This window comes from Planotetraspora phitsanulokensis, assembly GCF_016863295.1.
GTDB lineage: Bacteria > Actinomycetota > Actinomycetes > Streptosporangiales > Streptosporangiaceae > Planotetraspora > Planotetraspora phitsanulokensis.
Genome location: NZ_BOOP01000003.1, coordinates 261,712 through 275,346 on the forward strand (window position 1 = coordinate 261,712; position 13,635 = coordinate 275,346).

Consider the following 13,635-nt stretch of genomic DNA (forward strand, 5'->3'; position numbering starts at 1 on the left):
GGCCATGTTATGACGGTATCCGTACTAGAACGATCGTAGTGGTTCTGCGCAAGGGACCACCGGACAGGAGCGTCATGCGGATCGTGGTGGTGGGTGCCGGGTTAGGCGGGGTGTCGGCCGCGGTGGGGCTGCATCGGCGGGGTCACGAGGTGACGCTGTACGAACGCGGCGCAGAGCTTCGGGAGGCGGGCACCGCCGTCGTGGTCATGCCCAACGGTGTCCGGGCACTGGATGAGCTGGGGTTGAGCGACTACGTTCGCGGCCAGGCCATGCCCGCCGTCAACGGCGGACTGCGGGACTGGCGCGGACGGCCGTTGCTGGTCACCGACGCGGTCCAGGCGCAGCGGACGGTCGGGCCGTCGGTGGCCGTGAGCCGGGCGGAGCTGCACCGGGCGCTGCGTGCCCCGCTGCCGGCCGAGCTGGTGCGCACCGCGGCGCCGGTTCAGCGGCTGGACCCGGACCCGGCCGGGGTGACCGTGATCAGCGATGGTCAGCCCTCGACCAGGGCCGATGCGGTCATCGTGGCCGACGGCATCGGCAGCGCGATACGCAGCCGGCTGTTTCCCCAGCACCCCGGATTGCGGCGGGTGGGCCGGCTGGACCTCCGCGGCATGCTGCCCGCGCCCGCGAGCCCCGACGTGAGGGAGTTGCTGGCCGGCATCCTCGTCGACCGGCGCAGCGGGGCGATGTTCGGTCTCTTCCCGGTCGGCGAGAGTGACCTGTACTGGTTCACCGACTCCGCGCTGCACGGACCGCCGCCCGGGGCCCAGCAGGCGCGCAGGGACGCACTGTCGCTGATGGCCGACTGGCACCCGGCGGTCCCGGCGCTGATCGAGGCCACCCCGCCCGCCGACATCTACGTCGACGCGATCGCCTGCCTGGCCGAACCGCTGCCGTCGTTCGCGGTCGGCAGGGTCGCGCTGCTCGGCGACGCCGCGCACGCCATGACCCCGGATCTCGGGCAGGGCGCCAGCCAGGCGTTCGAGGACGCGGCCGCGGTGACCCGGCACCTGGCCGACGCCGAGCCGGCGGATGTCGAGCAGCGGCTGCTCCGCTACGACGCCGAGCGCCGGCCCCGTACCGACCGCCTGATGCTGGCATCGTCCCGGCAGTCGTGGCTGATGTCGCGAACCGGCGCCACCGCGTGGCTGCGCGACGCGATGCTCCGCGCGACGCCGCGGCGGCTGGCCATGCGACGGCTCGCCTCCATGTGGTACGCGTAGCCGCCCGCACAACACGCTCACAGACGGGTCACTCTCGCCAGCGCGGCTGACCTCGTTGCCAGGAACACCGCCGCGAACGGCTCGTCAGAGCCTGCTCGCGTGTCACCATCTGTGCGACGTCCGGATTCTTTGGGAGATGTTGCAGGCGTGCCGTCCGCTGTTGCAGAGGGCGGACTGGGTGTTGGTCTTCCCGCTGATGCTGATCGACACCTGCTGCTGGCCGTGCATGATGGTCGGGCTTCTGACCGCCGAATAATTCCTGTTCTTGACGCCGTTCCCGTTGCGCACGGGCCCGCGGTCGTCGGCGGAGGCGGCCGACATTCCCGATCTGGGAGCCACCGGGCTCGCGCTCGCCGGCAGCGACGCCGCGGCGACGGCAGCCGACATCGTGAGCAGGGCCAGGGTCAGTCTTCGCATGCCGACGACCACGCCGGCAAGCGGATCCCCTGCGAACCGCAGACTCATCCCCATGCTCACCTGCCCTCTGTTCATGTGGTGACGACATTCGACACAACCGGTCCCGAACTCATACCCGGAGACCCGGTGCCGGCCGCACCTCGAATGATCGAATGCGTAAACGTTTGGTCGTGCCTTGCCGTCATGCCTGCCAGGGCACCGGTTGTCCGGCGATTCCTTACTCGCCGGTGGAGCACAGGCCCTTCCGGAGTCCGCCCGCGTGAGCCTGGTATCACCGCCGCCACGATCACCCGGTCGCGCTGAGGCGTGGACGGAGTCGACCGTCGCCTCGTACGGCAGCAGCCCGTCCAGGGCCCTCCCCCGTGCCTGTATGTGGAATCGGCATAAGAAACGCGTCAACGTCCCTTGCCGGGGAACTTCCCGTGCCTCCATAGTGAATTCTCGAACGAGTCAAGCACCCGGAGGGGAGGGAACCGATGGCACCACGGAGCCTCCGTGAGGACGTTCTCTGCCGCGAATGTGTTCCCTCCTCGTTTGTGCCCGTTCGATGTCGCGTCCCCTAGTCCGGACGCCTATTCGAGGTGACGGGGTTCTGCCGCGTTGAGGCCGACCCGCACCACGCCGTGACCACGACAACGTGATCCGGCGAGACGGCCTCCCGGTGAACGCCGTTGGCCGGCGAATGGGGGACGCGGCCGGGCATGCCGCCCCTCTGTCACCATGCCTCCGGCATTCACGGATGAATCCGGTGACTCCATTTCGGGAGGCCCTTTCCGAGGGCGGGAACAGGTTTCCCGTCCATTAATGGAGAAAGGTCAATGACCACACCTCACTCCCTCGCGCCTTCAGCCGTCTCAACCGCCAAGAGGGAATTGTTCCTACTCGCCGCGCGTGGCCTGGCCGACGGGGACGCGCAGGATCCGGGCGACCGATTCGCCGCCCTGACCGGTCAACTGACGGTCGCCGACGACACGTGGGTGCGCGCCCTCATCGACTGGACACGCCGGCAGCCCGCGCTGCGCTGGTTCGGCATCGCGCTCACCGTGGAGTTCGTCCACGCGCGAACGGCGGCCGGGCTCGGCACTCCCGGCGAGACACGCGAGCTGATCGGCACCCTGCTGACCCGCGCCGACGAGCCGGGCGACCTGCTCGCGCACTGGACCCGCCGTCATGGCCGCTCGATCCCCAAGGCGGTCAAGGCAGGCGTGGCCGACGCCGCCGAGCGGCTGTACGACGAAGTCGCGCTCGCCACCTACGACACCGCGGACGCCGCCATGCGCTTCGCCGAGGTCATCGCCCTCACCCACCCGAAGCCCGTCGGCAAGATCCAGAACGAGATCTTCCAGCACGCGGCGCTTCGCCGGCGCGGCTCCCACCCGGTTCCCGAGTCGCTGACGACGCTGCGGGCGCGGGCCCAGCTGCAGGCCGTGCCCGCCGACAAGCGTCTGCGCATGCTCGACCGGCCCGATGTCGCCGGCCTCTTCGTCCAGGCCGCGATGTCCTGGCGACAGGTGCGCACCTGGCTGGGCGGGACGATGACCGACAAGGCATGGGCGACGGTCGCGGCCCAGATGAGCTACCGGGACCGGCTGGAGCACCTGCGTGACTTCGACCAGACGGACCTGGCCGGCGAGGTCGCCGACTCGATCTCGGCCGACCTCGCGGAGGAGAAGTCGGTGACGCGCGGCCGAGTCCTCCTGGTGGAGATCATGGCCGCGTACCGTTCAGTCCCCTCGTCACGATGGTCATGGGCGCTGGAACAGGCCCTGACCCATGCGCTGACCGAGGTCCCCGCCCTGGCGGGTCGCACGCTGATCCTGGTGGACCGCAGCAAGGCGATGCTCGAACCGGCCTTCGCCGGGTCGGCTCTGACCCGAGCGGACGCGGCGGCCGTCTTCGGCGCCGCCCTCGCACTGCGGTCCTCCTCCGCCGACCTGGTCGAATGCGGGCAGGCCACCGGACCGGTGGCGTTCGAGAGCGCCGACCGCCTGATCGACGCCGTCGGCCGGTTCGGCGAGCCGGGCGGCGACCAGACGGTCGCCAAGGCCCTGCGCGAACACGTGAAGGGACATGACCGCGTCGTCGTCCTCACCCACCCCGGCGCCGCTGTCGAAGCGGCGGAAGCCGTGACCGTGCCCGGCCACGAGCACATCATCACCGACGTCAACGACGGCTGGTTCGCGGCGATCCCGCACATCGAGCTGGCGCGCACAGGCGCCTGGCCCTTCTGAGAGAGATCACATGTCCAAGCGTGCCCGCAAGAAGCGCGCCCGTAGGAAGAAGAACGCCAACCACGGAATGAGACCCGGCAGAGGCTGAGGTTCGGGGGCTCCGGCGCATCGCGCCGGAGCCCCTTCCCCGGTTCTCGCATCCCCGATTCGAGCCGCCGGCGCTCAGCGGCTGACCGCCTTCTTGTAGAGCCGCGTCGCCAGGGGCACGAACACGGCCAGGATCAGCGCCGACCACAGCAGCGACACCTCCACCGCGTGCCGGAGCGGCCATGCGTCGGAGACAGGCAAGGCGGGGCTGGTGTTGCCGAACAGGGTTCGCGCCGCCTGGACGATCGTGGAGACGGGGTTCCACTCGGCGACGGCCTTCAGCGGGCCGGGCAGCCGGGAGCTGTCGACGAAGACGTTCGACAGGAACATCAGCGGCATCGACACGACGGTGGCGACGTTGTTGAACACCTCGGGCGTCCGCAGAGCCAGCGCGACCGTCGCCGTCACCCAGGAGAACGCGTAGGAGAAGAACAACAGCAGCAGGAAGCCCATGACCGCCTCGTATGGCGTCGTGTGGATGCGCCAGCCCACGAGCAGCCCCACCAGGGCCATCACGACGATGCTGGTGAGGTTCATGAGCACGTCGCAGAGGGTCTGGCCGATCAGCACCGCCGACGGCGCCATCGGCAGCGTGCGGAACCGGTCGAAGATGCCCTTCCGCAGGTCCAGGGTCAGGGTGTAGCCGGTGATCTGCGCGCCTGAGACGATCGCCACGACGAACACCCCGGGAACCATGTACTCCCGGTACGAGACGCCGGGCATCTCGATCATGCTGCCGAAGACGTAGGCGAACAGCAGCACGAACACGATCGGGAGGATGACCGCGCCCCCCAGTTGGTCGGGGGCACGCTTGATCTTCAGTGCGTTGCGCCTGGTGATCGTCACGCCGTCGGCTATCGCCGTCTGCAGGGCGTTCATCGGCTGTGCTCCTTCGCGTTCGTCGCGTTCTCCCGCGCGGTCGCCTCGTGCCCGGTGAGCGTGAGGAAGACGTCGTCCAGCGTCGGCCGCCGCAGGCCGACATCGCGTACGGTGACCCGCTCGGCCGCCAGCATGCCGAGGGCGTCGGTGAGCGATGCCGCGCCATGGGCCACCGGGACCGTCACCTGGAGTGCGGTGGCATCGGTCTGCGTGTCTCCGACGGCGAGGGGGGCCAGCGCCCGCCGTATGGTCTCGAGGTCGGCCTCGTTCGTCACCGTCAGCTCGATCCGGTCACCGCCGACCTGATCCTTGAGTTCGTCGGCCGTGCCCCGCGCGATCACCCGGCCGTGGTCGACGACCGCGATCTCGTCGGCGAGCCGATCGGCCTCCTCCATGTACTGAGTGGTGAGCAACAGCGTCGTGCCGCCGGCGACAAGCTCGGATATGACGTCCCACAGCCCCACCCGCGCTCGGGGGTCGAGGCCGGTCGTGGGCTCGTCGAGGAACAGGACGGGCGGGTTGGCGACCAGCGCCCCGGCGAGATCGAGCCGGCGCCGCATGCCTCCGGAGTAGCCCTGCACCGGGCGGCTTCCCGCCTCCACCAGGTCGAAGCGTTCCAGCAGTTCTCGGGCGCGCTCTTTGCTCTGTTTGGTGCCCAGGTGATAGAGGCGTCCCACCATCTCGAGGTTCTCCGCGCCGGTGAGGTGGTCGTCGACCGCGGCGTACTGTCCGGACGCTCCGATGTGGGATCGCAGCCGCCGGGCGTCGCCGACGACGTCGAATCCGGCGACGGTGGCACGGCCGGCGTCCGGCTTCAGCAAGGTGGTCAGGATCCGCACGGCCGTCGTCTTACCGGCGCCGTTCGGGCCGAGCAGCCCGAACACCGTCCCTTCGGGGACCGACAGATCCATCCCGTCCAGGGCGGTCACGTGGCCGTACTTCTTGACCAGGCCTTCGGCCATGATCGCGGGGGGCATGGGGTTTCTCCTCTGCTCGTTTCGGGGGCCTGCCTGTTCCTGGGCATGGCGGCATGGCGGACGGTCGGTTTCCGGCCGTCCGGCTCGCGGTGTTGCCGTTGTCGACGACTGGGGATCAGCCGTCGGAAGAGTCGATCGGCGACCGTGTGACGGGCATGCACAGGACGCCTGCGTGCCGCCACCCGGGTATGCCCGATCGATCAGCGCGGGGAATGCCGCCGCCGGGCGAGCGGCGCACGCTCATCGTTCAGCGGGGGGTTCCGAACCATCTGCGCCGGTGGCGGACCTTCAGGGAACCGTAGGTCAGCTCCCCGATGATCCGTACGTGAAGCCTCCCCGGACGCCTTCGCCCCGGCACCTTGCAGGTCACGCTGCCCCACTCGGAGAGTGCCTCATTCGCGTCCGCGGTCGCGCCGGGCGGAAGGAGGATCGTCGCGGAGCCGTGCCTGACGTGGAGCTGGATCTCGATCTCCGGATGCTCGATGACGGCCTCGGACAGGTCGAGCTTCACGCCGCCGTACGTGGAGTCGACCCGCAGCAGGCGCGGAACCCGCCATTCGCCAGCTCGTTTGACGCTCCCGCCAGTGGACCTCAACTCGACCACGTCGTCCATGAGCTCGTCGGGCAGGCCGTCGACCGCCGCCATCAGATCGCCATGAGACGCGGCCGTGAGAGCCGACTCGAGCCGCTCGTCCATCTCCTCGGACGTCAGTCGTCCCTCGGTGAACGCCCGCTGAAGGCGCTGGACGACCCTGTCACGATCAGCGTCGGAGGCACGCACCCCCGGTTCCGACATGTCCCTCAGCCTGGCCTCGGTCATGCCCTTCTCCTTCTGCTCGATCTTGTACGGGCGGTCCGGCGGACCACGCCGCGGCGAATCAGATGTCGAGATCCTCGACGGCGGGACGCTCGGCCAGGTCGGCGATCAACTCGTAGAACTCGTCGGGCACCTTTCCACGCAGGTCCTGGAAGGAGTCGACGACGTCCAGCGTGGACTCACCCTGGACGAAGCCCCAGCTCGAATCGGCGAGGCCGAGGAGGCTCCGCCACGACAGCCAGTTCTCGGAATCCGCCCCGTTCGTCCAGTCGGGCGAGCGGTCCACGTGCAGGACGAACTTGCCCTTGCGGGACCGATAGACCCGGAACATCTCGACCCGGCTGCCGGTGGTGCGCCCCCACTCGCCGAGGAGCACCCCGGAGAATCGCTGCTTGCGCCCGACGCCCTGCAGGCCGACCTGCACGATGATCTCGTCGTAGCCCTCCTGGCGCCCCTCCTCCATCTCGATGTAGCGCCGCAGAGCCGCCGTGATCGCCTGAGACAGGTTCCCGCCGGCGAGCTCCTGCGCCCGGCGGAAAAGCATCAGGTCGTCGTCGGACACGTAGATCGTCTTGTTCGGCAACGTCAACCCTCCCTCTTATACGTATGAGTCTACGTATAAGAGGGAGAGTGCGGCAATGCCCTTCACATCGCCTGGGGGTTCAGGTCGCCTTCACCGAGTCCGGCTTCGGTCGTCGTACACAAGAAGACGTGGTCACAGGGGCATCGGATCGGGGCGCGCCGACGAGGCCATGGGCAGGGAAAGGACCATGGTCAGGCCTCCCCCTGGCGTCTCCTCGGGCATGAGCGTCCCGCCCATCGCCTCGGACAGCCCTCGAGACAGGGCGAGGCCCAGGCCCACCCCCGAATGGTTGTCGCGGTCGCCGAGACGCTGGAACGGGAGAAACACCCGGTCGTAGGCTTCGCGCGGAATCCCGGGCCCGCGGTCGATGACCCGGATTTCGAGCTGATCGCCGTACCAACTGGCGGTGACCAGCACCTTCCGGCCCTCGGGGGTGTAGCGGACCGCGTTGGACGTCAGGTTGACCAGCACCCTTTCGAGCAGGGCGGGGTCGGCGACCACCTCAGGCACGTCGGCGCCGATGTCGGTCTCGATGGTCGCGCCGAGCGGCCCGAGATCGTCGATCGCCCTCGGCACGACCTCATCGAGCGCCACCGGCTGCAGGGACAGGCCGAGCACTCCGGCCTGCAGACGGCTCATGTCGAGCAGGTTGGTGACCAGACGATCCAGCTTGACCAGGGACTCGTCGGCGGTCGCGAGCAGCTCCTCGCGATCGTCAGGGGACCATTCGACGTCGGCGCTGCGCAGGCTGTCCACGGCGGCCTTCGCCGAGGCGAGGGGTGTGCGCAGGTCATGGCTGACGGCGGCGAGCAGTGCCGTGCGCATCCGGTCGGCCGCGGCGAGCGGCCTCGCCTGCTCGGCCTCCTCCCTCAGCCGTTCCTGCCGCAGCGCCACGGCGGTCTCGGCGGCGAACGCCTCCAGCATGCGGCGGTCGGAGGCCTCCAGGAGCCTGCCGCGCGCGGCCAGCACCAGGTTGTCGTCGATGGCGACATCGGTGTCGGCGAGGGCCGGGTACGTGCAGGGAACCCCGCCGGAGGTGGCGACGATGCGCCAGGTGTCCGGGTCGGAGCGGTCGTCCGGCGTCTGTCCAGCCTCCGGCCGGCGTTCCAGCAGTGCGACCGAGGTCAGGCCGAACGTCTCGCGCATCCGCGCGAGCAGGGAGGGCACGGCCGAGTCGCCGCGCAGCACGTGGCCGGCGAGGGTCGAGAGGATCTCGGCCTCCGCTCTGGCTCGCGCGGACTCCCTGGTACGGCGGGCCGCGACGTCCACGATGGTGCTGACCGCGGCCGCGACGAGAACGAAGACGACCAGGGCGAACAGGTTCTCCGGATCCGAGATCGTGAACTCGTCGACCGGTGGCGTGAAGAAGTAGTTGAGCAGCAGAGAGCCGCCGATCGCGGCCACGATCGCCGGCCACATGCCTCCGATGAGCGCGACGCCGACGACCATGAGCAGGAAGAACAGGATCTCGCTCGGCAGCGACAGATCCTCCCTGAACGGGATGAGCGCGGCGGTCAGCCCCGGCACGCCTGCGACGGCGACGGCCCACCCGACCAGTCGTCTCGTCCGGGTGAGCGCGGCGGAGGACCCGGCCCGCCTGCGCCCCTTCCTGACCTCGTCGTGCGTGACCATGTGGACGTCGATGGATCCGGAATGCGCGGTGGTCTCCACCCCCACGCCACGGGAGAAGATCTGGGCGAACCTGCCGCGCCGGGACGCACCGAGGACGAGCTGGGTGGCGTTGACGCCTCGGGCGAAGTCGAGCAGCGCGCGCGGGACGTCTTCACCCACGACCTGGTGGTACGTGCCACCCAGGCTCTCCACCAGGGTTCGCTGACGGGCCAGGTTGGCCGGGTCGCCGCCCGCCAGGCCGTCGGCCTTGGTGACGTGGACGGCGAGCAGGTCGGCGCCCTTGGTGCGCGCGGCGATGCGGGTGGCCCTGCGCACCAGGGTGTCGCCCTCGGGACCGCCCGTCAGCGCGACGACGACCCGTTCGCGTGCCTCCCACGTCGCGGCGATGCCGTGTTCCGCCCGGTAGCGGTCGAGCTGGTCGTCCACCTTGTCCGCGACCCAGAGCAGGGCGAGCTCGCGCAGCGCGGTCAGGTTGCCCACCCTGAAGTAGTTCGACAGTGCCGCGTCGACCTTCTCGGGGGCGTACACGTTGCCGTGGGCCATCCGGCGGCGGAGCGCCTCCGGCGACATGTCGACCAGTTCGACCTGGTCGGCTCGGCGGACGACCTCGTCGGGCACCGTCTCCTGCTGTGCCACCCCGGTGATCTGCTCGACGACGTCGTTCACCGACTCCAGATGCTGGACGTTGACCGTCGAGACGACGTCGATGCCCGCGTCGAGGATCTCCTCGATGTCCTGCCACCGCTTGACGTTGCGCGAGCCGGGCACGTTCGTGTGGGCCAGCTCGTCGATCAGCGCGATGGAGGGGGCGCGCTCGATGACGGCCTCGACGTCGAGCTCGCTGAAGGTCGTCCCCCGGTACTCCATCGTCTTGCGAGGGATGATCTCCATGCCGTCGAGGAGTTCGACGGTGTGCGGGCGACCGTGGGTCTCCACGAGACCGACGACCACGTCCCGGCCACGCTCTGTCGCCCGGCGTCCCCCTGCGAGCATCGCGAACGTCTTCCCGACACCGGGAGCCGCCCCGAGATAGACCCGTAACCGCCCGCGTGGCACCTGCGATCACTACTCCTCGTCAAAGGGGCAGGGTCGGCTCCAGAGCGTCCACCACAGGCTCGCCCGTCGAGCCGAGGGCCCTGCCGGTGGTGTTGTGTTCGATGAGCGACGGCACCTTGCGATGTCGTGGCCCATCTGCCCGAGAACCACGGACGCCGCGAGCGTCAGGGGACGTCGGCTGCCCGCTCAGGCAGCCCAAGGAAAAGCAAAGTGCACAAATCTGGGCCTTCTTCCCGCTTTGACGCGCTACATACGGATTTGGCGTGAATATTGACGCGGTCCGTACGCGGGAACAGCGCAGGCGAGACGGACGTGAAGCCTGCGGCGAGCGAGACGGCCAGGAGCCGTCACGGGCGCGGCCGCGGCGTCGGGAGCGGCGACGACGGTCAGCGGGTATGGGGTCACAAGGACCGCGCGACTCAAGCCGTGAGCCCGGCCGAGATCTTCGGGGCGGCCACTGACACGCGGACGCCGGCGCCCGCACCGACCATCCATTGGAGGGACGACCATGACGAGTCCGGTCGAGTCGAGCGGGGCCGTCGCCGGAGAGGTGGTCGACCTGATGGACCCCGCGTTGATGAGCGACCCGTTCGGCGGGTTCTCACGGTTGCGCGAAAGGGCCGCGATGGTGCGCGGCTCCTTCCCCGGTGTCGACACACCGATCTGGCTCGTCACCCGGTACGACGACGTCAAGCTGGTGCTGAGCGACCGGCGTTTCGTCAACGACCCCGCGAACGTGCCCGGGATGGACGTGCGGAACATCCGCGAGAAGGCGATACAGGCGCGTGGAATCCCCCCGGAGTGCGCGCGGTATCTGATGGACGGGATCCTGGACGTCGACGGCGCCGACCACATCCGCCTGCGCAGGCTCGTGTCGCGCACGTTCACCGCCCGCCGGGTCTCCGAACTGCGGCCACGGGTGGAGGACATCACGGAGGCCCTTCTCGACGGGCTCGCCGCGACACCCGCGAACGACGTCGTCGACCTGATCGACCGCTTCGCCTACCCTCTGCCGATCACCGTCATCTGCGAACTGGTCGGCATTCCCGAGGAGAGCCGCCCGCAGTGGCGGGAGTGGGGAAAGGCCCTGGTCTCACTGGAACCCGGGCACTTCGGCGACGTCATCGTCGCCATGGTCGCTCATATCCGGGAACTGATCGAAAGGCGCCGGGCGGAGCCCTCCGGAGATCTGCTCACGGGACTGATCCGCGCCCACGACGAGGACGGCGATCACCTCAGCGACACCGAGATGATCACAATGGTCCTGACGTTGGTCCTCGCGGGGCACGAGACCACCGCGCACCTGATCGGCAACGGGGTCGCGGCGCTGCTCACGCATCCCGAGCAACTCGCCCTGCTCCGAGACGAACCCGGACTGATGCCCCGCGCCGTCCATGAGCTGATGCGCTGGTGCGGCCCCGTCCACGCGACCCGGATGCGTTACGCCACGGAGGACCTGGAGATCGGCGGCATGCCCGTACGGCGGGGCGAGGCGGTGATGGCCATGCTCGTGGGGGCCAACTACGACCCCCGCGAGTTCGATGAGCCGGATCGGCTCGACATCACCCGCGAGCCGGACGAACGCCGGGAGAACCACGTCGGATTCGGGCACGGTCTGCACTACTGCCTGGGCGCGGCGCTGGCTCGTCAGGAGGGCGAGGTGGCGATCGCGGCGTTGTCGCGCCGCTTCCCCGATCTCGCCCTGGCCGTCGATCCGAAGGACCTGCAGCGCCAGCTGCTCCCGGGGTCGTGGCGCCTGGCGCGACTGCCGGTGAGGCTCTCGAGGCAGGCGTCTTCTGATCTGCCGCGCTGAGACGTTCCGGTGCATGGCCCCCGGAACACCCGGCCGCACCGCAGCCGGGTTCGCGCCGTGCTCCGCTCGCCCGGCGCGCAGGCCCTCAGGCCCTCAGGCCCTCAGGCCCTCAGGCCCTCAGGCCCTCAGGCCCTCAGACACGGTGTCAGCCGAACAGGGAGTGCCCGTCACCGCGCCTGACACGGCGCCGGATCACCACGGCGAGGTCGACGACGGCGATGAGAGCGAGTACGGCCAGGCAGACCCCGAGCGTGGTCAGCCCCGCCGCGAACGCCACCGCCGCGAGGACGCCGCAGACGACCAGGCCGAAGGAGGCCAGCACGATCCGCAGGTTGAGCGCGCTCTGCGGCCGTTCCCCGGTCGGAGAGAACACCGACCAGAACTTGTCACGGACACCCTCACGGGACTCCTGCCGTCCGTCACCGGTGCCGGATCGACTGCTGTGAGGCGGCTTCATCATGTCGCTCGTCCTCCTTCCTCTCCCCCGGCCCCTACCCACGCTCCGGGCACCCTCCCCGCGCCCTTCGATGGATCACTCGTGCATCCGGCGGCGGGACCCTCGAACAGGACGGCCCGGTGAAGACGGCCGCCGGACGCTGACTTCAGGCCGACCACGATGGCTGAGAGAGGGCCGGTACGGCTCCGCGTCCGCCGTACCGGCCTCCCTCCTCCTCCGTTACGTGACGGAGAAGCCGCTGAACAGCAGTGCCGCGAGGCCCAGCGCCAGCACCACGTTCACCACCGTCGCGGCGGCGAAGACGCCGACGGGCCGCCAGCCCGCCTCCTTCAGCGACGCCACCCGGAACTCGAGGCCGATGCTGACGAAGGCGAGGATCAGGAACCACACCCGCAGGTCATTGGCCACCCCGATGGTCGCCTTCCCGGCGTCCGCGGTCACCGTGGACAACCACCAGGTGGCGATCACGGACGCGGCGACGAACCCGAGCACGAACTTCGGGAACCGCGCCCAGAGGTCTCCCAGACCGGGACGCCGGGCCTCCGGACGACGCTCGACCTTGAAGGCGAAGTAGGCGGTGAGCGCGACGGCCACCACGCCCATCAGGGCGTTCTGGGTGACCTTGACGATGGTCGCCACCTGGAGCGCCTGTTCACCGACGATCGTCCCCGCCGCCGTGACGGCCGCCGTGGTGTCGATGTTGCCGCCGATCCACGCCCCGGCCACCTCGGGGCTCAACCCCAGCAGGGTGGCCGCCCAGGGCAGGATGAAGATCGACGGGAGCCGCCGCGATGGCGGCGCTCACCCCGCAGATCGACACGGCCGCCGACAACAACGCGCGCAGTTTGTCGTCGAGGCCCAGCCTGCCGCCGAGCCACCACGTGAACAGGAAGACCCCGCTGATCAGCACGATCGCCTGAAGGATGGCGGGGCCGGCGGCCGTGGCGATCACCTTGAGGTTGATCGAGGCGCCCAGCAGGACCAGGCCCGTCTTGATGAAGAACTCCGTACGGAATCCGCCCGCGAGCCGATCGCGCAGGCCGGTGGCCGTGAGCACGGCGTTGCCGAGCAGGCCCAGGACTATCGCGTACACCGGATACTCGACGGCGGCGCCGAGGTCCTCGAGCGCCGTGCCCTCGAGCAGGCCGGCACGTTCTTGTCCAGCAGACGGGTGACCGCCGCCAGAGCGAGCACCACGACGAGACCCGCGAGCGTCAGGGGCCAGGCAACCCCCGCCGGTCGGCCCTCCACCGCGCCCGCCGTGGATTCCAGGGCCGATCCCGCCGCGGGTTCCCGGTCGCGCGGGGTGACGCCCGCTCCCCCGGCGCCCATCAGGGCACCAGCCCGGTCGGGATCACACCGGTGATCACCAATACGAGCAGCAGGAGCCCGACGATCGTGGCCGCCCAGTCCTCATTGATCGCCCGTTTCCAGCCCCTGGGCTGCTGGGGTGGCTCCTCGCG

Annotated in this window: 12 protein-coding genes and 1 pseudogene; 4 read left to right on the forward strand and 9 right to left on the reverse strand. The window is 69.7% G+C overall.

Annotated features, from left to right (window positions below; genetic code table 11):
- Positions 1-74: 74 nt before the first annotated feature.
- Positions 75-1,223 carry an FAD-dependent monooxygenase gene (locus Pph01_RS04095; RefSeq protein WP_204071555.1) on the forward strand — a complete coding sequence of 383 codons (1,149 nt, stop codon included), beginning with the start codon at positions 75-77 and terminating at the stop codon, positions 1,221-1,223.
- A 102-nt stretch (positions 1,224-1,325) separates the two neighbouring features.
- Here Pph01_RS04095 and Pph01_RS04100 read toward each other — a convergent pair whose 3' ends face one another.
- The gene (locus Pph01_RS04100; protein ID WP_204071556.1) at positions 1,326-1,688 is read right to left on the reverse strand and encodes a hypothetical protein; all 363 of its coding nucleotides are present in this window, start codon (positions 1,686-1,688) and stop codon (positions 1,326-1,328) included.
- A gap of 770 nt (positions 1,689-2,458) precedes the next feature.
- Between Pph01_RS04100 and Pph01_RS04105 the strand changes: the two genes are divergently transcribed.
- A complete protein-coding gene (locus tag Pph01_RS04105) occupies positions 2,459-3,871 on the forward strand; it encodes a hypothetical protein (RefSeq protein WP_204071557.1) in 1,413 nt (470 codons plus the stop codon).
- Between the two features lie 10 nt (positions 3,872-3,881).
- Complete coding sequence (locus Pph01_RS43625) at positions 3,882-3,959, forward strand: 50S ribosomal protein bL37 (RefSeq protein ID WP_373315631.1); 78 nt, start codon at positions 3,882-3,884, stop codon at positions 3,957-3,959.
- A 74-nt stretch (positions 3,960-4,033) separates the two neighbouring features.
- Here the strand turns inward: Pph01_RS43625 and Pph01_RS04110 are convergent, their stop codons facing one another.
- From Pph01_RS04110 to Pph01_RS04130, 5 genes are all read right to left on the reverse strand, one after another.
- Positions 4,034-4,837: an ABC transporter permease gene (locus Pph01_RS04110; RefSeq protein ID WP_204071558.1), complete on the reverse strand. Its 804-nt coding sequence runs from the start codon at positions 4,835-4,837 to the stop codon at positions 4,034-4,036.
- The gene (locus Pph01_RS04115) at positions 4,834-5,814 is read right to left on the reverse strand and encodes an ATP-binding cassette domain-containing protein (RefSeq protein WP_204071559.1); all 981 of its coding nucleotides are present in this window, start codon (positions 5,812-5,814) and stop codon (positions 4,834-4,836) included. The genes Pph01_RS04110 and Pph01_RS04115 overlap by 4 nt, the downstream gene beginning before the upstream one ends.
- Before the next feature lie 247 nt (positions 5,815-6,061).
- On the reverse strand, positions 6,062-6,634 hold the full coding sequence (locus tag Pph01_RS04120; protein ID WP_204071560.1) for a DUF1707 SHOCT-like domain-containing protein: 573 nt from the start codon (positions 6,632-6,634) through the stop codon (positions 6,062-6,064).
- A 58-nt stretch (positions 6,635-6,692) separates the two neighbouring features.
- Complete coding sequence (locus Pph01_RS04125) at positions 6,693-7,214, reverse strand: EXLDI protein (protein WP_204071561.1); 522 nt, start codon at positions 7,212-7,214, stop codon at positions 6,693-6,695.
- A gap of 132 nt (positions 7,215-7,346) precedes the next feature.
- Positions 7,347-9,902, reverse strand: a complete 2,556-nt coding sequence (locus tag Pph01_RS04130) for a DUF4118 domain-containing protein (RefSeq protein WP_204071562.1) — start codon at positions 9,900-9,902, stop codon at positions 7,347-7,349.
- A 508-nt stretch (positions 9,903-10,410) separates the two neighbouring features.
- Here Pph01_RS04130 and Pph01_RS04135 point away from each other — a divergent pair.
- Positions 10,411-11,715, forward strand: coding sequence for a cytochrome P450 family protein (locus Pph01_RS04135; protein WP_204071563.1), 1,305 nt, complete (start codon positions 10,411-10,413; stop codon positions 11,713-11,715).
- Between the two features lie 145 nt (positions 11,716-11,860).
- On the opposite strand, the gene Pph01_RS04140 is transcribed toward Pph01_RS04135, so the two are convergent.
- The 3 genes and pseudogenes from Pph01_RS04140 to Pph01_RS42630 form a co-directional block, all read right to left on the reverse strand.
- Positions 11,861-12,175 (reverse strand): DUF6343 family protein, encoded by a 315-nt coding sequence (locus Pph01_RS04140; protein ID WP_204071564.1) that lies wholly within the window; start codon positions 12,173-12,175, stop codon positions 11,861-11,863.
- A 216-nt stretch (positions 12,176-12,391) separates the two neighbouring features.
- Positions 12,392-13,265 (reverse strand): annotated as a pseudogene (locus Pph01_RS04145) (YeiH family protein).
- The gene (locus tag Pph01_RS42630) at positions 13,253-13,504 is read right to left on the reverse strand and encodes a hypothetical protein (protein WP_239116421.1); all 252 of its coding nucleotides are present in this window, start codon (positions 13,502-13,504) and stop codon (positions 13,253-13,255) included. The pseudogene Pph01_RS04145 and the gene Pph01_RS42630 overlap by 13 nt, the downstream one beginning before the upstream one ends.
- Positions 13,505-13,635 lie beyond the last annotated feature (131 nt).

Bases quoted from the DNA above. Each gene is read 5' to 3' on its own strand.
- Pph01_RS42630 (WP_239116421.1), bottom strand. From the start codon at position 13,504: ATGGGCGCCGGGGGAGCGGGCGTCACCCCGCGCGACCGGGAACCCGCG.
- Pph01_RS04140 (WP_204071564.1), bottom strand. From the start codon at position 12,175: ATGATGAAGCCGCCTCACAGCAGTCGATCCGGCACCGGTGACGGACGG.
- Pph01_RS04115 (WP_204071559.1), bottom strand. From the start codon at position 5,814: ATGCCCCCCGCGATCATGGCCGAAGGCCTGGTCAAGAAGTACGGCCAC.
- Pph01_RS04110 (WP_204071558.1), bottom strand. From the start codon at position 4,837: ATGAACGCCCTGCAGACGGCGATAGCCGACGGCGTGACGATCACCAGG.
- Pph01_RS04120 (WP_204071560.1), bottom strand. From the start codon at position 6,634: ATGACCGAGGCCAGGCTGAGGGACATGTCGGAACCGGGGGTGCGTGCC.
- Pph01_RS43625 (WP_373315631.1), top strand. From the start codon at position 3,882: ATGTCCAAGCGTGCCCGCAAGAAGCGCGCCCGTAGGAAGAAGAACGCC.
- Pph01_RS04135 (WP_204071563.1), top strand. From the start codon at position 10,411: ATGACGAGTCCGGTCGAGTCGAGCGGGGCCGTCGCCGGAGAGGTGGTC.
- Pph01_RS04095 (WP_204071555.1), top strand. From the start codon at position 75: ATGCGGATCGTGGTGGTGGGTGCCGGGTTAGGCGGGGTGTCGGCCGCG.
- Pph01_RS04105 (WP_204071557.1), top strand. From the start codon at position 2,459: ATGACCACACCTCACTCCCTCGCGCCTTCAGCCGTCTCAACCGCCAAG.
- Pph01_RS04100 (WP_204071556.1), bottom strand. From the start codon at position 1,688: ATGAGTCTGCGGTTCGCAGGGGATCCGCTTGCCGGCGTGGTCGTCGGC.